Below are 22919 nucleotides of genomic sequence, written 5' to 3' on the forward strand. Positions count from 1 at the left end.
TGGAATTGCTCTGGCTGCGCCGATGGTTACTTGCTGCCGCCGTTTTCCTTGACGCTACTGCAGAACTCCGGATGGGAGTTGGCTGCATTGGCGTTCTTGGCCTCGTCGGCGCATGCGGTCATCATCGCCGTTTGATCCTCCGGCGACATGGCCTTCCAAGCCTTCACGAAGGCGTCCTTACTGACCATCGTCTTCATGCTGGAGTCGGTGTAGAAAGGCTGCATCTTGGCCGGGTCGTCGAGCGCCGACGTGCCGGTCTGCCCGGCGGCGAGAGCCGAGCCGGTGACCATCGAAAGCGCCATGGCGCCGAAGCAGATCATCTTGATGTTCACGGTATCATCCTCCTGTTGCTTGGATCGTAAAAGCAACGATCGAAAGGCAAACGACAGGTCGGGATGAAGGTTCCGGATTTGGGGTCATCAGGGCAAAATATTGCCGGCAAAGACCGGAAGATTGGGCATATTTTCCAGCAACCGCAGTGTTACTGGCTGAATTGTCGGGATTCGCTGCCAGAGCCCCAAATCTCTCAATTCCTGTCGACCGGCTTCGAGCGCATCCGGGAAACGGTCTCGCGCTCGGCGCGTTTGGAGCGCATCGGCGGCAGTCCGCGATCGATGAGGTCCATGTCCTCCAGCACCATGTCGCCCATGCGTTTGAAGGCGACGTCGAGCGCGCCGGCGCGGTGGGCCGAGCGCAGGAAGCCGGGCAGGGAACGGACGGGATGATCCTTGGCCAGCGGTTCTTCCGGGAAGACGTCGCTGGCGGCAACGATATGGCCGCTCTTCACCGCCGCCATCAAGGCCGCAAAATCGACGACGCCGGCGCGGCTGAGCAGGATGAAAGCAGCGCCTTTTCGCATTTTGGCAAAGGCGTCCGCACCGAGAAAACCCTGGTTCTCGCTGGTCACCGAAGCGACGACGAAAACGAAATCGCTTTCCGACAGCACCTTGTCGAGCGCAGCCGGCTCGACGCCGTGCTCGATGAGCACGGAAGGCGGCAGCCAGGGATCGAACACCCTGGTGCGGGTGCGGAAGCCCGTCAGCAGGCGATTGAGCGCGCGGCCGAGATCGCCGAAGCCGATGATGCCGATATCGGCGCCTGAGAGTAGTCGTGCGGCCTGGTTGCCGTCGCCGCCCCAAAGCTCCTTTCCCTGCCGGAAGGCGAGGTCGGCATCGACGATGTTGCGTGCCAGATTGAGCGCCATGGCAAGGCCAAGCTCGGCGACCGGTTCGGCAAAGACCAGGCCGGTGGTGACGACGTGGATGCCGCGGGCAAACAGCGTCTCATACGGCATGTTGTTGATGAGGTTGGTCTCGACATTGAAGACGCAGCGCAGCGCCTTCAATTTCTCCAGTGTTTCCGGCGCGATCGGCGGCTGGCCGACGATGTAGCGCGCCTCGGACAGCACATCCGGTGGCAACTTCGCCACGCCTTCGGGCGTTGTCTCGACGATGCGATATTTCCTGCGAAACATCGCCAGTTGCGACGGCGTGAAAATCAGGTCGAGCGTGCGCGGCTCGGGTGCGCTGATCACCAGCGGCGAGGCTTTGTTGGGCATGATGTTCCTCCCGACGCGATTGGATCGCGTCAATCACATATGCGTTTTTTACTCCCGATGAAACGATTTACAACAGCGAAAAATCGATTTATCGGTTACATTGGTGAGAGAGCAGGCGGCCACCTGCCCGTGGGAGAAGATTAATGGCGCAGCAGGAATCCCACCAGCGGCGACCGTCGATCCACGACGTGGCAAGCCACGCCGGCGTGTCCGCGGCCACCGTCTCCAAGGTACTGTCCGGCGTCACCACGGTGAAGCCGGAAAACGCGCAGCGCGTCCTCGACGCCGTCGAGCTTCTGGGCTACCGTGTCGACCCGCTCGCCTCCGACATGCGCAGGGCCAAGCGCCGCATCATCGGCGCCATCATGCCTGAGTTTGAAAGCGAGTTCTTCGGCCAGATGGTCAGCGAGCTCGAAGGGCTGGCCGAGCAGCGCGGCTATACGCTGGTCGCCGCCTCCAGCCGTGAATCGGAAGCGCGCGAGAAGGAGATCCTTGCCCGCATGCACGACTGGCGCGTCGCCGGCGTGGTGCTGGCGCCGGTGCGCAACGAGCACGGGCCGGCGGCCGGTTTCATGAAGGCGAACGGCATGACCGGCGTGCTGATCGACCGGGTGCTTGCCGACGATGCCTTCGACACGGTTTCGGCCGACAGCGCGGCCGCAAGTGCTGAAGTGGCGCGCGCGCTGGTCGGCGAGGGCCATCGCCACATCCTCGTCGTCGGCCTCGGCCAGCAGGCGGCGACGGTACGCGCCCGCCTCGAAGGGTTTCGCAACACCGCGCTAGAACTTGCGCCCGACATGCGCATCGACGTCGTGCTTTGCGAAAGCGACGTCGAGCCTTTGCGGACGCTGCTTCGCGACTATTTCAGCAAGCGGGAAGCTGGGAACGACCGGCCGACGGCGGTCTATTCGCTATTCCTCAAGGGCACGCTGGTGGCGCTGTCGGAATTCCGGCGGCGTGGCTGGCATTGTCCGAATGACATCTCGCTGGTCGGCTTCGACGACGCCGAATGGATGCAGGTGACCTGGCCGGCGATCGCCGCCGTGGTGCAGCCGGTGCGCGAGATCGCAAGCAATGCGATGGAGGTTCTGTTTCGACGGATCGAAGGCGAGGGCGGCCCGCCAACGGCGCGGCTCGAACCTTGCAAGGTGCTGATGCGGGAATCCGTTGGCTCGCCAGGCAGCGTCCCGCATTCCGGGGGAGGAGACCGACAATAGCCCCCATTGTCGACAACGGGAAGAAAAGCGCCGGCCCTGGCCGAGGCATCCGGCGCATAAGATCAATGGAGGAAGCAATGACATCGTTTTTCACCAGAATAAATCGATTTACGCTGGCGTTGGGCGTGGCGCTGGCATTTTCAGCCATTGGCGTCGCCAAGGCCGAGGACGGCGAATATGGCGTGCTGATGAAGACGCTGGCCAATCCGTTCTGGGGCGCTATGGCCCAAGGCGTGGCGGACGGCGCCAAGGAAGCCGGGGTGAAATATTTCCAGCAGGCGGCCGAAAGCGACCAGGCGGCCGAGCCGCAGCTCAACCTCTGCAACACGATGCTGGAACGCAAGCCCGTGGCGATGATCACCGCCGCGATCAACTCGACCAATCTGCTACCCTGCCTGAAGTCGGCGCAGGCCGCCGGCATGAAGATCGTCGACCTCGACAACAATCTCGACCAGGCGGTCCTCGACAAGGAAGGCGTGAAGGTCACCTTCCACATTGGTTCCGACAATGTCGCGGCGGGCGCGCAGGGTGCCGAATACCTTGTCTCCAAGCTCGGCAAGGACGCCAAGGGTCCGGTGCTGGTGATAGAGGGTCTCTCCGGCAACATCACCGGCGAAAAGCGCGCCAAGGGCTTTGCCGACAAGCTGAAGGAATTGGCGCCTGGGCTGCAGATCGTCGCTTCGCTGCCGGGCGACTGGGATCGCGGCAAGGCGGCCTCGATCGCCACCGACACTCTGACCGCGCATCCCGATCTCGTCGCCATCTTCTGCGCCAATGACGGCATGGCGCTGGGCGCCGTGGAAGCGGTCTACGCGGCTGGCAAGGGTGAGCAGGTGACGATGATCGGCGTCGACGGCAATGTCGATGCGGTGAAGTCGATCAAGGAAGGCCGCCTCAACGCTTCCGTCGCGCAACTGCCTTATCTGGTCGGCAAGCAGGCGGTCGAGAATGTCAAGAAGGCGCTGGCCGGCGAGAAGGTCGAGGAAAGCATCGCCGTGCCCACCCTGGTGCTGACCAAGGACGTGCTCGACGCCGGCAAGGAGCCGATGCTGCAATATGTGAAGTAGGAAAGGGAAGGCAGTAGGGCAGTAGGGCAGTAGGGGGGAGCAACCGGTTTGCGCTTCTCAGACCGGTTGCTCCCCCGCTCTCACTTCCCTACTGCCTTACTCCCTACTCCCTACCCGAAGGGTGAAGAAAATGGCTTCCAAAACGGCGCAGCCCGGTTTCTGGGCTCGGGTGCAGCGCGCATCCGTCGAGCGGCTCCACATCAGGCTGGAGTCGCTGCTGGTGCTGGTCTTGTTGAGCGCGGCAATGGCGATGCTGTCGCCCTTCTTCCTGTCGCTCAGCAACTTCCTCAACATCCTGCTCGCGACATCCACGATCGGCGTGCTGGCGATCGCCGCCACCTTCGTCATCGGCTCGGGTGGGCTCGACCTTTCGCTGGGCTCCGTCATGGGCCTTGCCGGCGTGGCGGGCGCCTTTGTCGCCGTCAATCTCGGTTGGCCGTCGGTCCTCGCGGTGATTGCCTGCATCCTCGCCGGCGCCATTGCCGGCTACATCAACGGACAACTCGTCACCCGTGCCTTCGTGCCGGCGTTCATCGTCACGCTCGGCATGCTGGGCCTGGCGCGCGGCCTGGCGCTCGTCATCTCGCAGGGCAGGGCGATCTATGGCCTGCCGCCCGAGATCGTTTATATCGGGCAAGGGAGGCCGCTTGGCATTCCGATGCCGGTCATCATCTTCGTGCTCACCGCGATCGTCGCGCATTGCGTGCTTGCCTACACGCGCTTCGGCCGCCACACGCTGGCGCTCGGCGACAGCGAGGGTGCTGCGCGCGCCGCCGGCATCCGCGTCGAGCATCACCGCCGCATCATCTACACGCTCTCCGGCGCGCTCGCCGGCCTCGCAGGTCTGCTCTTCACCGCCCGCGTCAACGCCGGCGATCCGACCGCCGGCATCAACTACGAGCTCACCGCCATCACAGCGGCGATCATCGGCGGCACCAATCTGTTCGGCGGCCGCGCCTCGATCCTCGGCACGATGATCGGCGCGCTGATCATGGGCGTGCTGCAGAACGGGCTGACGCTGCTTGCGGTGCAATCCTACTACCAGCAGATGGCGATCGGCGCGGTGCTGATCCTGGCGGTCTTCATCGACCAGTACCAGGTGCGGAAGGAGTCGCGGGTATGACACTGCTCTCGCTCCATGGCATCCGAAAAAGCTTCGGCGCGGTCGACGTGCTGCACGGTGTCGACCTGTCGGTGGCGGCCGGCGAGGTGGTCGGGCTGGTCGGTGACAACGGCGCCGGCAAGTCGACGCTGATGAAGACCATCACCGGCATCTACCGGGCCGACACCGGCTCGATCGAATTCGACGGCAAGGACATCCTGGCGCTCGACCCCGGCCAGCGGCGCCGCCTCGGCATCGAGATGATCTACCAGGATCTTTCTTTAGCCAAGCAACAGGACGTGGCGTCGAACATCTTCCTTGGCCGTGAGCCGACGAAAAGGTTGCTCGGCCTGTTCCCCGGCTTCGTCGACAAGGCTGAAATGGATCGCCAGGCGGCGCGGATGATCGACCGGCTCGGCGCGCACCTGCCGTCGATCAGCCGCTCCGTCGGCTCCTTCTCCGGCGGCCAGCAGCAGACGGTGGCGATCGCGCGTGCGCTCACCTTCAATCCGAAGCTCGTCATCATGGATGAGCCGACGGCAGCACTTGCCGTGCGCGAGGTGCAGAGCGTGCTCGACCTGATCCGGCGGCTGAAGTCGGAAGGCATTGCCGTGATCCTGATCTCGCACCGGCTGAACGACGTGCTGTCGGTCACCGACCGCATCGTCGTGCTGAGGCATGGCAGGGCGGATGCCGATCTCGTCACGGTCAAAACCAATATGAACGAAGTCGTCAGCCGCATCGTCGGCGGCGGCGATACGGCCGCCGCGGCGGCGCATGAACAACGAGGCTGAGCTTATGAATACCTTTGGACTGCACACTTTCGCCATCGCCCCGGGCTGGGACCTTGCCCGCATCGAACCGCAGATGGACCGGCTGAAGGAACTCGGCATCGGCCTGATGGAGATCCCGCTGCTGCGCCCCGAGGAGATCGACACCAAGCGCACGCGCGGCTTTGCCAACCATTACGGCGTGCAGCTCATCCCGTCCCTCGGCCTGCCGCGCGCGCTCGATGTCGTCGAGCGGCCGGAGGAAGCGCTCGACTTCCTGCAGGCGGCCTTCAAGGTCTGCAACGAAGTGGGTGCCGAGGCGCTCGGCGGCGTCACCTACGGCACGATCGGCAAGACCACCGGGCGGGCGCCGACGCAAAGGGAGATCGACGGCATGTGCCGTTTCCTCGAGCGTGCAGCGAAATCCGCCAAGTCGCGCAGCCTCAAGCTCGGCATCGAGCCTTGCAATCGCTACGAGACGCATCTCATCAACCGCGGCGTCGACGCGGCGCGGATCATCGAGCGCGTCGGCGCCGACAACATCTTCATCCACCTCGACACCTACCATATGCATATCGAGGAAGAGAGCTTTGCTTCCGGTTTCGAGGCTGCGGCCCCCTTCCTCGGCTATGTGCATGTGTCGGAGGCCAATCGCGGCGTGCCGGGGCGCGGCATGCTCAATTGGGCGGCCTGCATGAAGGCGATTGCCGACATCGGCTACGAGGGCGCGATCACACTGGAAAGCATGAACCATGTCGATATCGACATCGCCGGCGGGCTCGCCGTGTGGCGTCCGGTGGCGGAAGACCCGCGCGACGTCATAGAGGTGGGCTTGCCCTTCCTGCGCGAGGAAGCGCGCAAGGCTGGGTTGACGCTCGGATAGGTGAGGTCTACTTGCCGGCCTGGCGCGCCAGCCAGCGGCGGCGCGCCTCCTGCTGTTCGGCAAGCTCAGCCTCGTCCCAGTAGCCAATGAGCACGCCTGAGCCGACGATCGGGTCGAAATGCCCAACCTTGTCGTCGATCTCGGTCAACCACTCGTCTGCTACGGTGATGCGGTTGCTGGGCAGCGCCAGCCAGCGCATCAGCACCTTCCGCAGCCTCTCGATGTCGGCGGCGGCCGACGGCTCGCGGCCGAGGTCGCACAACTCGCCGGGATCGTCGCGCAGATCGAAGAGCATCGGCGGCACGCCATCGCCATGGACGAGTTTGAAGCGGCCGTCGGTCACCATGTAGAGCTTGCAGTCCGACACCGGCATGGCGAGCTTCAGCCGCGCCGCATCGCCGCTGTAATCGTATTCGCTGATCGCATAGTTGCGCAGGCTTTGCCGTTCGCCGGAAGTGAGCGGCAGCAGCGAGCGACCTTCGAGGATATGTGGCTTGGCCTTGCCGCCGAAATAATCGAGGAAGGTCGGCGCGAGATCGATCATCTCGACCAACGCGTCCGAGGTCGTTCCGCGCATGGCATCGGCCTCGGAGCGCGGATCGTAGACGATCATCGGCACCTTAACCGCGACGTCGTGGAACAGGTATTTTTCGCCGAGCCAATGGTCGCCGAGATAGTCGCCGTGATCTGAGGTGAACACGACCAGCGTGCTCTCGAACAAGCCGCGCTCTTCCATGAAGTCGAATAGGTGGCCGAGCTGGTCGTCGATCTGCTTGATCAGGCCCATGTAGCATGGGATGACCGTCTCGCGGACTTCGTCGCGCGAGAAGTTCTTCGAGTAGCGCTCCTGCTGGAAAGCCTCGAAAATCGGATTGGGCGAGACGCGCTCGGCCTCGCTGCGGATCGGCGGCTGGATGTCCGCCTTGCCGTATAGATCGTGATAGGGTGCCGGCACGATATAGGGCCAGTGCGGTTTGATGTAGGAGAGATGCGCGCACCAGGCCTCGCCTTCGGCTTCGGCCTCCTCGATGAAGCGCATGGCGCGGCGCGTCATGTAAGGCGTTTCGGAATGCTCCTCGGGGATGCGCGCCGGCTTGTCGGCATGGACGAGCAGCCAGCCGTTGAAGTTCTCGCCGTTGTCGCCTTCGCCGGAATTCGCCCAATGCTCCCATGGGTTGGCCGCGTCGAAGCCATGCTCGCGCAGATAGGTGTCGTAGGCAGGATCAGGATCGTAGCTGGTCGAAGGATGCAGGCCGTCGTCGCGCTCGAACGGCTCGAAGCCGCATTCGGCGACGCGCACGCCGATAATCGAATCCCGGGCGATGCCAAGGCGCTCCATGCCTTCCTCGTCGGCTATCATATGCGTCTTGCCGATGAGCGCGCAGCGCACGCCGACCTCGCGCAAGTGATCGCCCAAGGTCGGCTCGCCGACCCTCAGCGGCACGCCGTTATGGGTCGAGCCGTGCGAGCGGACGTAGCGGCCGGTATAGGCGCTCATGCGCGAGGGACCGCACACCGTCGACTGCACATAGGCGTTGGTGAAGCGCACGCCGCGGCCGGCGAGCCGGTCGATGTTCGGCGTCTGCAGGCTCTTGTGTCCGGCGCAGCTCAGATAATCGAACCGCAACTGGTCGCACATGATGAAAAGGACGTTGCGTTTTGAAGTCATTGCTATCCGTAGATCTCGGACGAACGGTAATGCCAGAACGGCGAAGTGAATGAAACGCGGCCAAACATCATTTTCTTGAACCGCCAACTGGTGCAATGTCACCGTGGAGGATTGCAATCGTGCCATTCGTCAGCATAGGCGGCGTCGCGCTTCACTACCGCACTTTCGAAGCGACGGGCACCGCGCGTCCGATCGTCTTCATCAATTCGCTCGGCACCGACTTCCGGATCTGGGACGACGTTGTCGCGGGGCTTGCCGGCGAAATGCCGATGCTGGTCTACGACAAGCGTGGTCACGGGCTTTCCGACAATGGCGACGGCGTGCGTTCGATCGACGATCATGTCGATGATCTGAGCGCGCTTATCGATCACTTCGGTTTCGACAAGGTGGTGCTCTACGGCCTGTCCGTCGGCGGCATGGTGGCACAGGGGCTCTATGCCCGCCGGCCCGACATTGTCGAGGCGTTGATTCTCGGCGACACCGCGCACAAAATCGGCACCGCCGAAAGCTGGAATAGCCGCATCGCGACTATCGAGCGCGACGGCATCGAGGCGATTGCCGACGGTGTGCTCAAAGTGTGGTTCACGCCGGATTTCCATGCCAATCGTACAGCCGAGCTTGCCGGCTGCCGCAACATGCTGACCAGGCAGGCGCTGCCCGGCTATATCGGCACCTGCATGGCGGTGCGCGACGCCGATTTCACCGACAGCGCGCGCCGCATCGCAGTGCCGACGCTCTGCATCGTCGGCGACCAGGACGGCTCGACGCCGCCCGATCTTGTCCGCGCGCTTGCCGACCTGATCCCCGGCGCACGCTTCGAAGTGATCCGCGGTGCCGGGCACATTCCCTGCATCGAGCAGCCCGACGCGCTCACCACCCTGATCCGCGACTTCGTCGCCTCGTTGCCTGAGGGAAAGCAACTCCATGGATGACGGCTCAAAGAAGGAAAGCCGATACCGGACCGGGCTCGAAATGCGCCGCTCCGTACTCGGCGAAGCGCATGTCGACCGCGCCGAGGATGCGGCGACCGATTTCGACCGCCCGTTCCAGCAGCTGATCACCGAGGCCGCCTGGGGAACGGTGTGGGCGCGCCCCGGCCTGTCGAAGCGCGAGCGCTCGATCATAACGCTGGCGCTGCTGGCGGCGCTCGGCCATGACGAAGAGCTGGCCATGCATGTGCGCGCCACCGCCAACACCGGTGCCTCGCGTGAGGATATCTGCGAAGCCTTCCTGCATGTCGCTATCTATGCCGGCGTGCCGGCGGCCAACCGTGCCTTCAAGATCGCCAAGGAGGTGTTCGCGCAAATGGACGATGCTCATGCCTGAGCCCGGCTCCAACCGGACGCCGGAAACCGGCGCCTTCTTCCAGCGCGACCGCCAATGGCATCCGCCTGCGTTCACGCCGGGCTATAAGAGCTCGGTGCTGCGCTCGCCGCAAAAGGCGCCGATCGCCTTCGACAACACGCTGTCAGAACTCACGGGCCCGGTGTTAGGCAACGCGATGCTGGGCGAGCTCGACAACGACCTGATCCACAATTTCGCCAGGCCTGGCGAGAGCGCGATCGGCGAGCGCATCATCGTCCATGGAAGAGTGCTCGACGAGCGGGGCAAGGGCGTGCCCGGCGTGCTGCTCGAATTCTGGCAGGCCAATGCCGGCGGCCGCTACCGTCACAAGAAGGACGGCTATCTCGCGCCGCTCGACCCGAATTTCGGCGGCTGCGGCCGCGCCATTACCAGCGAGGATGGCGGCTATGCCTTTCGCACTGTCAGGCCCGGCCCTTATCCATGGCCGAACGGCCCGAACGACTGGCGGCCGGCGCATATCCACTTTTCGGTGTTCGGCCACGGCTTCGCGCAGCGGCTGATCACGCAGATGTATTTCGAGGGCGATCCGCTGATATGGCGGTGCCCGATCGTCGGCGGTATTTCCAACAAGACCGCCATCGAAGCGCTGATTGCCGCGCTCGACATGCAGTCGGCGATTCCGATGGATGCGCTCGCCTACAAGTTCGACATCGTGCTGCGCGGGCGGCGCTCGACATTGTTCGAGAACAGGCCGGAGGGCAAATGATGGCACAGTCGCTCGACCGGCTGAAGGAAAGCCCTTCGCAAACCGCCGGGCCCTATGTGCATATCGGACTGACGCCCAATTTCTGCGGCATCGGCGGCGTCTATCAGAGCGATCTCGGCTCGACCATGGTCAACGAGCAGACCAAGGGCGAGCGCATCGAGCTGCGCATCCGTGTGCTCGACGGCACCGGCACGCCGCTCAAGGATGCGCTGGTCGAGATCTGGCAGGCGGATGCCGACGGGCTTTACAGCTCGCCCAGCGAATTGCGCGGTGCGGCCGATCCGAATTTCCAGGGCTGGGGTCGACAGCCGACCGATACGGAAACCGGCATCTGCCTGTTCCGGACGATCAAGCCAGGACGTGTGCCGTTCCGCGACGGCCGGCTGATGGCGCCGCATATCAGCCTGTGGATCGTGGCGCGCGGCATCAATATCGGCCTCAACACGCGGCTCTATTTTGCCGACGAGGACAAGGCGAACTCCGAGGATCCGATCCTGGCCCGCATCGAGCATCGCGTTCGGGTGCCGACGCTGATCGCCGAACGCCAGGGCGACGTTTACGTCTTCGACGTCCGCCTGCAAGGCGAGAAGGAGACGGTCTTCTTTGACAGCTGACCGGGCCGCTACATGACCGTATCGCCCTTCGACCATCCGCTGCTTTCCAGCCTGCTCGGCGACGAAGAGGCGGCGAGACATTTTTCCGTGGAATCGGACATCGCCGCGATGCTCGACTTCGAACGCGCGCTGGTCGAGGCGGAAGCTGAATGCGGCGTGATTTCGCGCGAGGCCGAGGCGGCCATCGTCAAAGCGCTGGTCTCGTTCCGGCCGGACACCGCAAAGCTGCGCGCCGGTGTCGCCAAGGATGGCGTCGTGGTGCCGGAACTGGTCCGCCAACTCACGGCGGCCGTCGGCGAACCGCATGGCGAATTCGTTCATTTCGGCGCGACCAGCCAGGATGTCATCGACACCTCGCTGGTGCTGCGCCAGCGCCAGGCTGTCGAGCATATCGGCTTGCTGCTCAGCGAAGACATCGTGCGTCTTGCCAACCTCGAACAGGAATTCGGGGGCAGGGCGCTGATGGCGATGACGCGCATGCAGCCGGCGATCCCGATCAGGGCAGGGGACCGGATCGCTTCCTGGCGAGCTCCGCTCGAGCACCACCAGCAGCGCCTGAACGAACAGTCCGGCAGGCTGTTCGTGGTGCAGTTCGGCGGCGCAGCCGGCACGCTGGAAAAGCTTGGCGACAAAGCCGCGGTCGTGCGCGCATCGCTTGCTGCCAAGCTTGGCCTCGGCGATGCGCCGCAATGGCAGAGCCAGCGCGCCGCGCTCGCAGAGTTCGCCGGTTGGCTCTCGCTTACTACCGGCAGCCTCGGCAAGTTCGGCCAGGATATCGCGCTGATGGCGCAGGCCGGAACCGACATCAGGCTTTCGGGCGGCGGGGGCTCGTCCGCCATGGCGCACAAGCAAAACCCGGTGAAGGCGGAAGCGCTGGTCGCGCTCGCTCGCTTCAACGCTACGCAACTCGCCGGCATGCACCAGGCGTTGGTGCATGAACAGGAGCGCTCGGGCGCAGCCTGGACGCTGGAGTGGCTGATCCTGCCGCCGATGGTGGTGGCGACGGCGGCAGCGCTCAGGCTTGCGGCCGAGCTTGCGGTGCAGATCGAGAGCCTCGGGCACTGATGCGCACGCAAGTCGTCATCGTAGGCTCGGGACCGTCCGGCCTGCTGCTTGGCCAGTTGCTCGCTGGGATCGGCGTCGAGACCGTCATCCTCGATCGGTCGAGCCGCGAGCATGTGCTTGGCCGGGTGCGCGCCGGCGTGTTGGAGCAGGGCACAGTCGACCTGCTCGGCGAGGCAGGCGCCGCTGACAGGCTTCATGCTGAAGGCCTGCCGCATTCCGGCATTTCGCTCGCCTTCGACGGACGCCTGCACCGCATCGACCTCACGGCGCTGACCGGCGGCAAGCACGTCACCGTCTACGGGCAAACCGAGGTGACGCATGATCTGATGGACAAGCGGGAGGCGGCGGGGCTCATCACCGTTTACGAAGCGGCGAACGTCGCGCCGCATGATTTTGACGGGCGAGCGCCCTTCGTCACCTACGACAAGGACGGCGTCAGCCATCGCATAGACTGCGATTTCATCGCCGGCTGCGACGGCTATCACGGCGTCAGCCGCCGATCGGTGCCGGAAGGCGCGCTGAAGACCTTCGAGCGGCAATATCCGTTTGGCTGGCTGGGCGTGCTGGCGGAGGTGCCGCCGGCCGATCATGAGCTGATCTACGCCAATCACGAGCGCGGATTTGCGCTGTGCTCGATGCGCTCGCCGCGCCGCAGCCGCTACTACGTGCAGGTCCCCGCCGATGAGCGCATCGAGGCATGGTCCGACGACCGCTTCTGGGACGAGTTGCGCCGGCGTCTGCCGGCGCCGACTGCGGACGCTGTCACCAGCGGTCCGTCATTCGAGAAGTCGATCGCGCCGCTACGCTCCTTCGTCGCCGAGCCGATGCGCTTCGGCAGGCTGTTCCTGGTTGGCGACGCCGCCCATATCGTGCCGCCGACCGGCGCCAAGGGCCTCAACCTCGCTGCCAGCGACGTGCGCTATCTCTTTGCCGGGCTTCGCGAATTCTTTTCCGACAAATGCGAAGCCGGGCTCGACGCCTACTCGGCAAAAGCGCTGGCGCGAGTCTGGAAAGCGGTGCGCTTCTCCTGGTGGATGACGACGATCCTGCACCGCTTTCCGGAGACCGGCGAATTCGGCCAGCGCATCCAGGAAGCCGAGCTCGACTATCTCGTGCATTCAAAGGCGGCCTCGACGGCATTGGCCGAAAACTACGTCGGCCTTCCATATTGATTGAGGGAAGCCGTCACACTCGCTCCAGCGCGATGGCAATGCCCTGGCCGACGCCGATGCACATGGTGGCGAGCGCATAGCGCCCGCCGTGTTCGCGCAGCTCGAGCCCCGCCGTGCCGGTGATGCGCGCGCCCGACATGCCGAGCGGATGACCAAGCGCGATCGCACCGCCATTCGGATTGACGTGGGCGGCATCCTCGGCGATGCCGAGCTGGCGCAGCACGGCAATGCCCTGTGAGGCGAAGGCCTCGTTGAGTTCAACCACATCGAACTGATCGGGTGTCAGGCCGAGGCGGGCGCAGAGTTTCTTCGTCGCCGGCGCCGGTCCGATGCCCATGATGCGCGGTGCGACGCCGGCGACAGCACCTCCGAGGATGCGAGCGATCGGCGTCAGGCCGTGCTTCTTCGCCGCTGCTTCCGAAGCGACGATGAGGGCCGCCGCGCCGTCATTGACGCCGGAAGCGTTGCCGGCGGTCACCGTGCCACCCTGGCGGAACGGCGTCGGCAGTTTGGCCAGCGCCTCGATTGTCGTGCCGGCGCGGGGATGCTCGTCCTTCGAGACAATGATTGCATCGCCTTTCTTTTGCGGGATGGTCACCGGCGTGATCTCCTTCGCCAGTCGGCCATTGGCTTGCGCGGCAACCGCCTTATCCTGGCTGCGCACGGCGAAGGCATCCTGGTCGGCGCGTGAGACGGAAAAATCCTCGGCGACGTTCTCGCCGGTCTCCGGCATGGAATCGACGCCATACTGTTTCTTCATCAACGGGTTGACGAAGCGCCAGCCGATGGTGGTGTCGTAGATTTCGGCATTGCGCGAGAAGGCGGTGTCGGCCTTGGGCATGACGAAGGGCGCGCGGCTCATCGATTCCGCGCCGCCGGCAATCATCAGCTCGGCCTCGCCGGCCTTGATGGCGCGCGCGGCGATGGTGACGGCATCCATGCCCGAGCCGCACAGCCGGTTGACGGTCGAGCCCGGAATGTCCTGCGGGAGGCCGGCAAGCAGCAGCGCCATGCGCGCCACGTTGCGGTTGTCCTCGCCGGCCTGGTTGGCACAGCCATAAACGACGTCGTCGACAGCCGCCCAGTCGACGCCCGAGTTGCGCTCGACCAACGCTTTGAGCGGGATGGCAGCAAGATCGTCGGCGCGCACCGAGGACAACGCGCCGCCGAAGCGGCCGATCGGCGTACGGATGTAATCGCAGATGAAGGCCTCAGCCATTTATGCAGCTTTCCCTTTGGCGGTCCCTTGATGCGCGGCCTTGGTGCGGGCCTGCAGGTCGCGCAATGTCTTCAGCTCGAGTTCCGTCGGCGCCGGCGTCTCGTCAAGGGCCTCGGCGAATTTTACGACCCAGCCACAAGTCTCCTGCACCTGCTCGCGCGTGACGCCGGGATGCAGCGACACGACGGTGAATTCCTTGGTGATAGGGTCCGGCTTCCAGATGGCAAGGTCGGTGATCAAAAGCGTCGGGCCGGCGGTGTCGATGCCGAGGCGCTTGCGGTGGTCTCCGCCTTCGCCGTGGCCGAAGGAGGTGAAGAAGTCGATCTTTTCGACCATGCCGCGCTTCGATTGGGCCATGGTGATGTAGACCTGTCTCGACGAGGTGGCGATCTCCGGCGCGCCGCCGCCGCCGGGCAGGCGCGTCTTCGGGTGCGCATAGTCGCCGATGACGGTGGTGTTGATGTTGCCGAACTTGTCGAGCTGGGCGGCACCGAGGAAGCCGATCGAGATGCGGCCGCCCTGCAGCCAGTAGCGGAACATCTCCGGCACCGCGACCGTGGTGACCGCCGTCTCGCACAATTCGCCGTCGCCGATCGACAACGGCAGCACGTCCGGCGCGGTGCCGATGGTGCCGCTCTCGTAGATCAGCGTGATATCGGGCGCATGCGTCAGCCGCGCGACGTTGCAGGCGGCGGACGGCGCGCCGATGCCGACGAAGCAGACGTCCTCGCTTTTCAGCGCGCGGCTGGCGGCAATCGTCATCATCTCGTTGGGGGTGAAGCCCAGGCTTGGCGTGTCGCTCATGCGGCCTTCCTCAGATGCTCGACGCGGGCGGCAAAATCGTCCGCCGTGCTTTCGATGACGTTCTGCTGCATCCAGGCCTGGAACCTGTCGCGGTCTGCGGCGATCTCGTCCCATTCGAGATAGGCGGCGTTGTCGCGCTCGTAGTAGCCGTGCGTGTAGGAGGGATGGGAGCCCCCTGGCACGATCGCGATCGCCGCGATGGTCCAGCCCGGCAGCACGGTGAGGTTGGGGTGGAGATCGTCGAAATTGTCGACCACTTCCTCGACCGTGACCACGGCGCGCTTTGCTGCGAGCACCGCTTCCTTCTGGATGCCGATGATGCCTTCGACCAGCACATTGCCTTTCCGGTCGGCCTTTTGCGCGTGGATGAAGGTGACGTCGGGCCGGATCGCCGGAACGGCGGCCAGCACCTCGCCGGTAAACGGGCAGGTGACGGATTTGATGTTCGGATTGACCGACGCGAGGCCGGCGCCGCGATAACCACGAAACACCGCGCAGGGCAGGCCGGCGGCACCCGCCTCATAGGCGTTGGCCATGCCGGCATGGCTGTGCTCCTCGACCTCGATCGCGCGCGGAAAACCGTTCTCGACGGCGTCGCGAACGCGCCTGAGCAGGCCGACACCCGGATTGCCGACATAGGAGAAGACGATCTTCCTCGCCATGCCCATGCCGACCATCTGATCGTAGATCAGGTCGGGCGTCATGCGGATCAGCGTCAGGTCGCGAAAGCCCTGGCGGATTGCTTCATGCGCGGCAGCGGTCGGGATCAGATGGGTGAAGCCTTCGAAGGCGACCATATCGCCATCGTGCAAATTCTCCGCGACGGCCTCTTTCAGCGGCAGGAACTTGACCATCGTGGCGGCTCCGGAGATTGAAGAAAGCTCGCATTGCGAACGTAGTCTTATCGCCAGTCGTGCCGCGCTGGGCAAGGCCATCGACAAGGCGGGCGGACGTGGCTGCCGCATCGTCGCAGGTTTCGGCGGATCCCGGCAGGCAGGTGACGGGCAGCGCACGCGCCCGAAACAATTCGCCAAGGCATTTTCGGACTCGTCCCCGTTGACGCTTCTTTTCCGGCGCGTTATTGAACAGGATTATACAGGTTCATTGAACAGGTATTGATATGGCTCGTCGCGCGATGCAACTCACTCCCGGCACGGGCAAGCCCGAGCAGATCGCGACGGTTCTGGAGCGTGAAATCCGCTCCGGCATGCTCGGCTTCGGCGATCGTCTGCAAAGCGAGAACGAGCTCGTCCAGCGCTTTTCCGTCAGCCGCAATACGGTCCGCAAAGGGCTCGAAGAACTGTCGAATCGCGGGCTCATCACCACGAAAGTCGGCATCGGCTCCTTCGTCACTTTCGACGGCATGCCGGTCGATGACGCGATCGGCTGGTCGCGTGCGCTTGCCAATGCGGGCGCCAATGCAGAGACCCGCACGTTGAGGCTCGAGATCATCGAGGACGCCGAGCTCGCGGCAAAACTCGGTGTCAAGAACCCGTCCTTCATCGCCGTCGATCGCGCCCGCACCAATGCCCATGATGGCCATGCGATTTCGATCGAGCGCAGCCGCCTGCCGCTGTCGCCCGAGCTCGAAGACGTACCGCTGCGCGGACTGCGCGAGGGCTCGCTGCACCAGACGCTGCGCGGGGCAGGGCTGGTGCCCGACCATGGCGAGGAGTGGGTCGACATCGAGATGCTGAGTGCGGCCGATGCGGCGATCCTCGATTGCGCGCCGGGCACGCCGTTCCTCAGGACGCGGCGCCTGACGCGCGCCGCCGATGGCCGCGCCATCGAATTCGTCACCAGCCTGCTCAATCCGGCGCATTTCGCGCTGCATCTGGAGTTTTGAGCATGGCCGCCGACGCGCTTGACCGGGCGATGGGTGCGCTGATCGGCGGTGCGCTTGGCGACGCGCTGGGCATGCCGACACAGCTTCTGTCGCCCGCCCGCATCGCCGAGCTCTACGGCCATGTCGAGGACTTCGTCGCGCCAGTTGCCGACCATCCGGTCTCGAAAGGCCTGCCGGCCGGCGCCATTACCGACGACACCGAACAGGCGCTGCTGCTCGGCCGCATTCTGATCAGCTCCGGCGAGCGCTTCGACCATGCGCGCTGGGTCAACGCGCTGCTCGGATGGGAGCGGGATGTAAAGGCGCGCGGCAGCTACGACCTGCTTGGGCCGTCAACCAAGCGCGCCATCGACGCGATCAACAGCGGCGTGCCGGCGGAAGAGGCGGGGCGAACCGGCGACACCAATGGCGCGGCGATGCGCATCGCGCCCGTCGGCATCATGATACCGCCCGAGCCGCTCGGCGCACTGGTTGCAAAAGTCGCGGAAACCTGCCGGGCCACGCACAACACGTCGATTGCCATTGCCTCCGCTGCCGCGGTCGCCGCAGCCGTCAGCAGCGGCGTTGGCGGCAGTGACTGGCGAGTAGCTTCCGAGCGCGCGATTGCGGCGGCGCGGTTGGGGGCGATGATCGGACATTGGGTCACCGGCGGCGACATTGCCGCCCGGATCGCCTGGGCGCAGGAACTCGTGCGCGGCAAGTCGGAGAGAGAGGCGATCAGGCTGATCGTCGATCTGATCGGCACCGGCGTCGCCAGCCAGGAATCGGTTCCGGCGGCATTCGCCGTGCTGGAGGTCGCAGAAGGCGATGCGTGGCGGGCGGCCGTCATCAGCGCCAATCTCGGCGGCGACACCGACACGATCGGCGCCATCGCCGCCGGCATGGCGGGCGCCTGGGCCGGCCTGTCGCAGCTGCCGCAAGATCGTATCGCCAGTCTGAAAGGCATCGACCTTGCCGAGGTCCGCGCGCTGGCCGGCGATCTGGTCTCGGCGCGAACCGGCAAGGCAGGCTCAGGCAAGGAGGCGGCCGCATGAGCGGACGGCTGGTCCATGTCGGCAGCGCTGTGGTCGATTACGTCTACCGCATCGATGCCCTGCCTGCGTCCGGCACCGAGAAGACTGCGACAAGCTATGCTCGGGTCGCCGGCGGCGGCTTCAACATGATGGTAGCGGCGAGCCGCACTGGCATGAAGGTCGCGTTCGGCGGTCAGTTGGGCACTGGTGCGGACGGCGACTTCCTGAGGGACGCTTTCGAAGCCGAAGGCATCGAGACGCTGACACCGCCATCGCCTTTGATGGACAGCGGCAATTGCGTCGCCATGATCAGCGGCGACGCCGAGCGCACATTCGTTTCCTGGCCAGGTGCGGAAAGCGTGCTCACGCTCGACATGATGGCTCCCGTGCAAGTCGTTCCGGGTGATTGGGTTTTCTCCTCCGGCTATACGCTGAGTTACCCCGGCAGTCGCGACGCGCTCACCGACTGGATCGAGGCGCTGCCTGCCGACGCTCCTCTCGTCTTCGATCCGACGCCGGTGATTGCGGACATCCCCCGGACGATCCTGGGCAGGGTGCTCGCGCGCACGACCTGGCTGAGCTGCAACACGAATGAGGCCGCCGAGATAGCCGGCGCGGGCGATGCCCAGACCGTCGCGATCCGACTGCTTGCCGAGCATTGTCCCAAGGCTAAAGGCGTCGTCATCCGCGCCGGCGCGCATGGCTGCCTGGTGCGGATGGCCGACGGCGGCACGCGGGCGATCCCCGGTTTCGAGGTCTCAGCCGTCGACACCAACGGGGCCGGCGATGCGCATATCGGCGCCTTCGTCAGCGCATTGTCGCGCGGCCTGTCGCCTTGCGAGGCGGCCCGCTACGCGAACGCCGCGGCAGCCCTTTCCGTCACGCGCCATGGCGGGTCTTCGGCGCCGACAGACACTGACATCCAGGAATTCCTGAGCCATCGCGATCAAGAGACGACCGCGCATGGCCGGGAGGACGCGACTGCAACTTAACAAGCCCGTCAACCGGGCAAAACAATGAGAGGAAAACAACATGCGCATGCCCAGACTGACCGCTTTTCTGACGGCGACCGCCGTCTTTGTTTCAGCATTCACGCTTGCCGCCCAAGCTGCCGAAGAAGTGCATGTGCTCAACTGGAAGGGTTACGGCGCCGACGAGCCGTGGGCTGTCGCCAATTTCGAGAAGGCGACCGGCTTCAAGGTGGTCAATGACTTCTTCAACTCCGAGCAGGAGATGTTGACGAAGCTGAGGACCAACCCGGGCCTCTACGACGTCGTCATGATCAACGCCGCCTTCAACGACCAGGCGATGGCCGGCAAGCTGATCCAGCCGATCGACACATCGAAGCTCTCCAACTATGCCGATATCGCCAAGGACAAGGCCGGCTCGCCGATGCTCAACCATGACGGTAAGGTCTATGGCGTGCCGTGGGTCTGGGGCCTGACCGCTCTTGCCATCAACGAGAGGTCCTTCGACAAGCCGCCGACCAGCATCGCCGAGATGTGGGATCCGGCCCATAAAGGCCGCGTCATCATCCGCGACGACGCCGTCGAGGCGGTGCAATTCGGGGCGATTGCCAGCGGCCAGAACATCAACGATATCAAGGATATGGAAGCGGTCAAGGCCAAGCTCACCTCGCTGATGCCGCAAATCAAGACCTTCTGGAGCTCGGAGAACGACTGGAACCAGATGGTCGCCTCCAACCAGATCGACATCGGCACCTATTGGAGCGGCTCGGCCGACCGCGCCAAGACGCATTTCAAGCTGCCGGTCTCGCTGGTCATTCCGCAGGAAGGCGCCGTCGCCTGGCTCGATGCCTTCTCAATTCCCGCCGGCTCCAAGAACGTCGCCGGCGCCGAGGCCTTCATCAACTACATGATCGACCCGAAGTTCTACGTCGAATGGGTCACCAAGGTCGGCGCGCCGGTCTCGGCCAACACAAAGGCGGTCGCAGCACTTCCCGAGGACGCCTTCAACCGTAAGGTCATGGGCAGCCCCGAAGTCGCCAAGCGCATTCAGTTCCAGGCGCCGGTCACCGATGAGCAGCGTGAGAAGTATCTGGCGCTGTGGCAGGAGCTGAAGGTCAACGTGAAGTAATCGGCGTCTTTCGGGGAGGAGCGGTATGATGGCTGACCAGCTCGCGACCGGTTCGCGCCGCGGACTGCGGCCGGCCCTGCCGCTTCTCCTTCCCGCCTATTTGTGGCTGACGGTGGCGATCTTCCTGCCGCTGTCGGCCATGGTCTTCTTCTCCTTCATGACCGACCTGCCGTTGGCCGGGAAGGAATGGGCTTTCACGCTCGGCAACTACGCGGCCTTCCTCTCGCAGAGCCTCTATTCCACACTGCTGCTCGCTTCGCTGCGGCTCGGGCTCGAGGTGACGCTGTGGTGCGTCGTCATCGGCTATCCTGCGGCCTATGTGCTCGCCAAGGTCCTCAAGGGACGCAGCCGCGAGGCGATCTTCCTGCTCGTCATCCTGCCGTTCTGGTCGAACGGGCTGGTGCGTATCTTCTCCTGGGCGATGGTGCTGCGCGAAGGCGGCATCCTCGACACGGCGCTCAACGCCGTGCTGCCGTTCAAGATCAACATTGATCTCATGTATTCCTATCCGGCCGTCATCATCGGCCTGGTGCACTCCTATGTGCCCTATATGGTGCTTACCTGCTACCTCACGCTGCAGGCCATCGACGACTCGCTGATTGAGGCTGGACGCTCGCTCGGCGCATCGCGGCTGCAGGTGCTCAAGCGGGTGATCATCCCGCTGTCGATGCCCGGTCTGATCGCAGGCGCGGCGCTGATTTTCGTTCCGGTCGTCGGCTCCTTCATGGAGCCGCGCATCCTGGGCGGCCGCACCGGCACTTTCTACGGCACCGTCATCGAGGACCAGTTCGTCGCCGTCTTCAACTGGCCACTGGGCGCGGCGCTCTCCTTCATACTGCTCGCCGTTGTGCTGGTTATCCTGGCGCTGGCGGCACCGGTGCTGCGGAGGGCCGCCTGATGGCGACGACGCGCATCCTCGAATGGCTCGGGCGCTTCTACATCGTCCTGCTGCTCGGCTTCCTCTATCTGCCGATCATCATCATGGCGCTGATGTCGTTCAACGCCTCGCCCTTCTATCAATTGCCGCTTGAATGGACGACGGACTGGTATGCCTCGCTCTGGCAGAACGACCAGCTGATCTCGGCGACCTGGAACAGCATCGAGATCGCCGTCATCACCACAATCATCTCAACGGTACTGGGCTCGATGGCATCGCTGGCGCTCTACCGCTACCAGTTCCGCGGCAAAAAATTCCTGCAGGCGTTGCTCTTCCCGCCGATCGCCATTCCGTGGCTGATCACCGGTACGGCGATGCTGATCTTCTTCTTCGGCATCGGCATCGGCCGCGGGCTAGTCGCAATCCTGCTCGGCCATGTCGCGCTGGCGCTGCCCTACGTCATCGTCGTCGTGTCGGCCCGGCTTCAGACCTTCGCGCCGGAGCTGGAGGAGGCGGCGCGCTCGCTCGGCGCCAATCAGTGGCAGGTAACCAATCGCGTCACCCTGCCCTGGACCATGCCCGGCGTGATTGCCGGCGGACTGTTTGCCTTCGCCGTGTCGTTCGACCAGTTCGTGGTCTCGTACTTCTTGTCGACGCCCGGCCAGACGACGCTGCCGGTCGAAATCTACGCCGCGATCCGCAAGGGCTTCACCCCAGAGATCAACGCGGTATCGACGATCATTATCGTCGTGTCGATGGCCCTCATGCTGCTCACGGCGCGCTTCTTCAAATTCGGCGGAGAAAAATAATGGCAGGCGTCCAGGTGGCGAACGTCTCCCGCAGTTTTGGCGCGCACAAGGCGCTCGACGACGTCTCGATCGATTTTCCGGACGGCGGCTTCTATGCGCTGCTCGGGCCGTCGGGCAGCGGCAAGACCACACTGCTGCGCCAGATCGCCGGCTTCGACTTTCCCGACTCCGGCCGCATCGCCATCGGCGGCGAAAGCGTCGAGCGCGTGCCGGTGGAGAAACGGCGCATCGGCATGGTGTTCCAGAACTATGCGCTGTTTCCCAATATGAGCGTGGCCGACAATATCGCCTTCGGCCTGTCGGTGCGCGGCGAGCCGAAGGCGACGATCACGGCCGAGGTGCAGCGCGCGCTCGACCTCGTGCAGCTCGGCAAGCTGGGCGGCCGCAGGCCGCACCAGCTTTCCGGCGGCCAGCGCCAGCGCGTGGCACTGGCGCGGGCCATCGTCACCAAGCCGCGTGTGCTGTTGCTCGACGAGCCGCTCGGCGCGCTCGACAAGGCGCTTCGCGTCGACATGCAGATCGAGCTGAAGCGCATCCAGCGCGAGATCGGCATCACCACCATCTTCGTCACGCACGACCAGGAAGAGGCGCTGACGATGAGCGACCGCATCGGCATCCTGCGCGACGGCAGGCTGGTGCAGGAGGGCCCGCCGGAGGAGATCTACGACCGGCCGCAAAGCGAATTCGCCGCGACCTTCCTCGGCGACGCCAACATCTTTCGCGGCGATGCGACCGGCAAGGGCATAAAGCTGCCAGATGGCACGGCGATCGCCGCCGCTTCGGGTGCGCCTGTCGCGGCGGGCGCAAAAGCAAGCTGCGCGGTGCGGCCGGAGCGAATCCAGATTTCGACCGGCGCGGAGAGGTCTGACGCAGGCAATGCCAACACGCTCAGGGGCCAGGTGTCGAAACGTATCTTCGCCGGCAACAACAGCACTTATTTCGTCGATTACGATGGCCAGACGCTCAAGGTAATCGTCCAGAACACCGGCGCCGATCGTCTCGCCGAGGGCGAGCCAGTGGTGCTCAGCTGGTCGCCGGAGAGCACGGTGCTGATTGCGGCTTGAGA

At 64.6% G+C, this 22919-nt stretch carries 25 protein-coding genes; 19 read left to right on the top strand and 6 right to left on the bottom strand.

Annotated features, from left to right (window positions below; translation table 11 throughout):
* Positions 1–26: 26 nt before the first annotated feature.
* Both RFM40_RS21440 and RFM40_RS21445 read right to left on the bottom strand, forming a co-directional pair.
* Positions 27–332: a hypothetical protein gene (locus RFM40_RS21440; protein ID WP_320220742.1), complete on the bottom strand. Its 306-nt coding sequence runs from the start codon at positions 330–332 to the stop codon at positions 27–29.
* A 194-nt stretch (positions 333–526) separates the two neighbouring features.
* Complete coding sequence (locus tag RFM40_RS21445; protein ID WP_320278149.1) at positions 527–1558, bottom strand: hydroxyacid dehydrogenase; 1032 nt, start codon at positions 1556–1558, stop codon at positions 527–529.
* Between the two features lie 143 nt (positions 1559–1701).
* Here RFM40_RS21445 and RFM40_RS21450 point away from each other — a divergent pair, with 143 nt between their 5' ends.
* The 5 genes from RFM40_RS21450 (at position 1702) to RFM40_RS21470 (ending at position 6597) form a co-directional block, all read left to right on the top strand.
* On the top strand, positions 1702–2775 hold the full coding sequence (locus RFM40_RS21450) for a LacI family DNA-binding transcriptional regulator (protein ID WP_320225310.1): 1074 nt from the start codon (positions 1702–1704) through the stop codon (positions 2773–2775).
* A gap of 77 nt (positions 2776–2852) precedes the next feature.
* On the top strand, positions 2853–3842 hold the full coding sequence (locus RFM40_RS21455) for a sugar ABC transporter substrate-binding protein (RefSeq protein WP_320278150.1): 990 nt from the start codon (positions 2853–2855) through the stop codon (positions 3840–3842).
* A 130-nt stretch (positions 3843–3972) separates the two neighbouring features.
* Positions 3973–4965, top strand: coding sequence for an ABC transporter permease (locus RFM40_RS21460; protein ID WP_320278151.1), 993 nt, complete (start codon positions 3973–3975; stop codon positions 4963–4965).
* On the top strand, positions 4962–5738 hold the full coding sequence (locus RFM40_RS21465) for an ATP-binding cassette domain-containing protein (RefSeq protein WP_320225313.1): 777 nt from the start codon (positions 4962–4964) through the stop codon (positions 5736–5738). The genes RFM40_RS21460 and RFM40_RS21465 overlap by 4 nt, the downstream gene beginning before the upstream one ends.
* Positions 5739–5742: 4 nt before the next feature.
* Positions 5743–6597: a sugar phosphate isomerase/epimerase family protein gene (locus tag RFM40_RS21470; protein ID WP_320225314.1), complete on the top strand. Its 855-nt coding sequence runs from the start codon at positions 5743–5745 to the stop codon at positions 6595–6597.
* 7 nt (positions 6598–6604) lie between these two features.
* On the opposite strand, the gene RFM40_RS21475 is transcribed toward RFM40_RS21470, so the two are convergent.
* Positions 6605–8266: a sulfatase-like hydrolase/transferase gene (locus tag RFM40_RS21475; RefSeq protein WP_320278152.1), complete on the bottom strand. Its 1662-nt coding sequence runs from the start codon at positions 8264–8266 to the stop codon at positions 6605–6607.
* 119 nt (positions 8267–8385) lie between these two features.
* Here RFM40_RS21475 and pcaD point away from each other — a divergent pair, with 119 nt between their 5' ends.
* From pcaD to pobA, 6 genes are read left to right on the top strand one after another with little or no spacing between them, the layout of a single operon-like run.
* Positions 8386–9198 carry a 3-oxoadipate enol-lactonase gene (gene pcaD, locus RFM40_RS21480; protein ID WP_320278153.1) on the top strand — a complete coding sequence of 271 codons (813 nt, stop codon included), beginning with the start codon at positions 8386–8388 and terminating at the stop codon, positions 9196–9198.
* Positions 9191–9592 (top strand): 4-carboxymuconolactone decarboxylase, encoded by a 402-nt coding sequence (pcaC, locus tag RFM40_RS21485; RefSeq protein ID WP_320278154.1) that lies wholly within the window; start codon positions 9191–9193, stop codon positions 9590–9592. Before pcaD ends, pcaC begins: the two co-directional genes overlap by 8 nt.
* Complete coding sequence (pcaH, locus tag RFM40_RS21490; protein WP_320278155.1) at positions 9585–10337, top strand: protocatechuate 3,4-dioxygenase subunit beta; 753 nt, start codon at positions 9585–9587, stop codon at positions 10335–10337. The genes pcaC and pcaH overlap by 8 nt, the downstream gene beginning before the upstream one ends.
* Positions 10337–10951, top strand: coding sequence for a protocatechuate 3,4-dioxygenase subunit alpha (gene pcaG / locus RFM40_RS21495; protein WP_320278156.1), 615 nt, complete (start codon positions 10337–10339; stop codon positions 10949–10951). Before pcaH ends, pcaG begins: the two co-directional genes overlap by 1 nt.
* A 12-nt stretch (positions 10952–10963) precedes the next feature.
* On the top strand, positions 10964–12016 hold the full coding sequence (locus RFM40_RS21500; protein WP_320278157.1) for a 3-carboxy-cis,cis-muconate cycloisomerase: 1053 nt from the start codon (positions 10964–10966) through the stop codon (positions 12014–12016).
* The gene (pobA, locus tag RFM40_RS21505) at positions 12016–13188 is read left to right on the top strand and encodes a 4-hydroxybenzoate 3-monooxygenase (RefSeq protein ID WP_320278158.1); all 1173 of its coding nucleotides are present in this window, start codon (positions 12016–12018) and stop codon (positions 13186–13188) included. Before RFM40_RS21500 ends, pobA begins: the two co-directional genes overlap by 1 nt.
* Before the next feature lie 13 nt (positions 13189–13201).
* Here pobA and pcaF read toward each other — a convergent pair whose 3' ends face one another.
* The 3 genes from pcaF to RFM40_RS21520 are packed head-to-tail and all read right to left on the bottom strand — an operon-like array spanning position 13202 to position 16065.
* Positions 13202–14407 (bottom strand): 3-oxoadipyl-CoA thiolase, encoded by a 1206-nt coding sequence (gene pcaF / locus RFM40_RS21510; RefSeq protein WP_320278159.1) that lies wholly within the window; start codon positions 14405–14407, stop codon positions 13202–13204.
* Positions 14408–15211 (bottom strand): CoA-transferase subunit beta, encoded by an 804-nt coding sequence (locus RFM40_RS21515; protein ID WP_320278160.1) that lies wholly within the window; start codon positions 15209–15211, stop codon positions 14408–14410. It lies immediately after the preceding gene.
* Positions 15208–16065, bottom strand: coding sequence for a CoA transferase subunit A (locus tag RFM40_RS21520; RefSeq protein ID WP_320225324.1), 858 nt, complete (start codon positions 16063–16065; stop codon positions 15208–15210). Before RFM40_RS21520 ends, RFM40_RS21515 begins: the two co-directional genes overlap by 4 nt.
* On the opposite strand from RFM40_RS21520, the gene RFM40_RS21525 reads away from it, so the two are divergent.
* The 8 genes from RFM40_RS21525 to RFM40_RS21560 are packed head-to-tail and all read left to right on the top strand — an operon-like array spanning position 16058 to position 22917.
* A complete protein-coding gene (locus tag RFM40_RS21525) occupies positions 16058–16330 on the top strand; it encodes a hypothetical protein (protein WP_320225325.1) in 273 nt (90 codons plus the stop codon). The genes RFM40_RS21520 and RFM40_RS21525 overlap by 8 nt on opposite strands.
* Before the next feature lies 1 nt (position 16331).
* On the top strand, positions 16332–17057 hold the full coding sequence (locus RFM40_RS21530; protein ID WP_320225326.1) for a GntR family transcriptional regulator: 726 nt from the start codon (positions 16332–16334) through the stop codon (positions 17055–17057).
* 2 nt (positions 17058–17059) lie between these two features.
* A complete protein-coding gene (locus RFM40_RS21535) occupies positions 17060–18091 on the top strand; it encodes an ADP-ribosylglycohydrolase family protein (RefSeq protein WP_320225327.1) in 1032 nt (343 codons plus the stop codon).
* The gene (locus tag RFM40_RS21540; protein ID WP_320278161.1) at positions 18088–19062 is read left to right on the top strand and encodes a PfkB family carbohydrate kinase; all 975 of its coding nucleotides are present in this window, start codon (positions 18088–18090) and stop codon (positions 19060–19062) included. The genes RFM40_RS21535 and RFM40_RS21540 overlap by 4 nt, the downstream gene beginning before the upstream one ends.
* A gap of 40 nt (positions 19063–19102) precedes the next feature.
* The gene (locus tag RFM40_RS21545; RefSeq protein WP_320278162.1) at positions 19103–20167 is read left to right on the top strand and encodes an ABC transporter substrate-binding protein; all 1065 of its coding nucleotides are present in this window, start codon (positions 19103–19105) and stop codon (positions 20165–20167) included.
* Positions 20168–20195: 28 nt separating this feature from the next.
* Positions 20196–21065, top strand: a complete 870-nt coding sequence (locus RFM40_RS21550; protein WP_320225330.1) for an ABC transporter permease — start codon at positions 20196–20198, stop codon at positions 21063–21065.
* A complete protein-coding gene (locus RFM40_RS21555; RefSeq protein ID WP_320225331.1) occupies positions 21065–21853 on the top strand; it encodes an ABC transporter permease in 789 nt (262 codons plus the stop codon). Before RFM40_RS21550 ends, RFM40_RS21555 begins: the two co-directional genes overlap by 1 nt.
* Positions 21853–22917 (top strand): ABC transporter ATP-binding protein, encoded by a 1065-nt coding sequence (locus tag RFM40_RS21560; protein ID WP_320278163.1) that lies wholly within the window; start codon positions 21853–21855, stop codon positions 22915–22917. The genes RFM40_RS21555 and RFM40_RS21560 overlap by 1 nt, the downstream gene beginning before the upstream one ends.
* Positions 22918–22919: the final 2 nt, after the last annotated feature.

This window comes from Mesorhizobium captivum, from assembly GCF_033977165.1.
GTDB lineage: Bacteria > Pseudomonadota > Alphaproteobacteria > Rhizobiales > Rhizobiaceae > Mesorhizobium > Mesorhizobium captivum.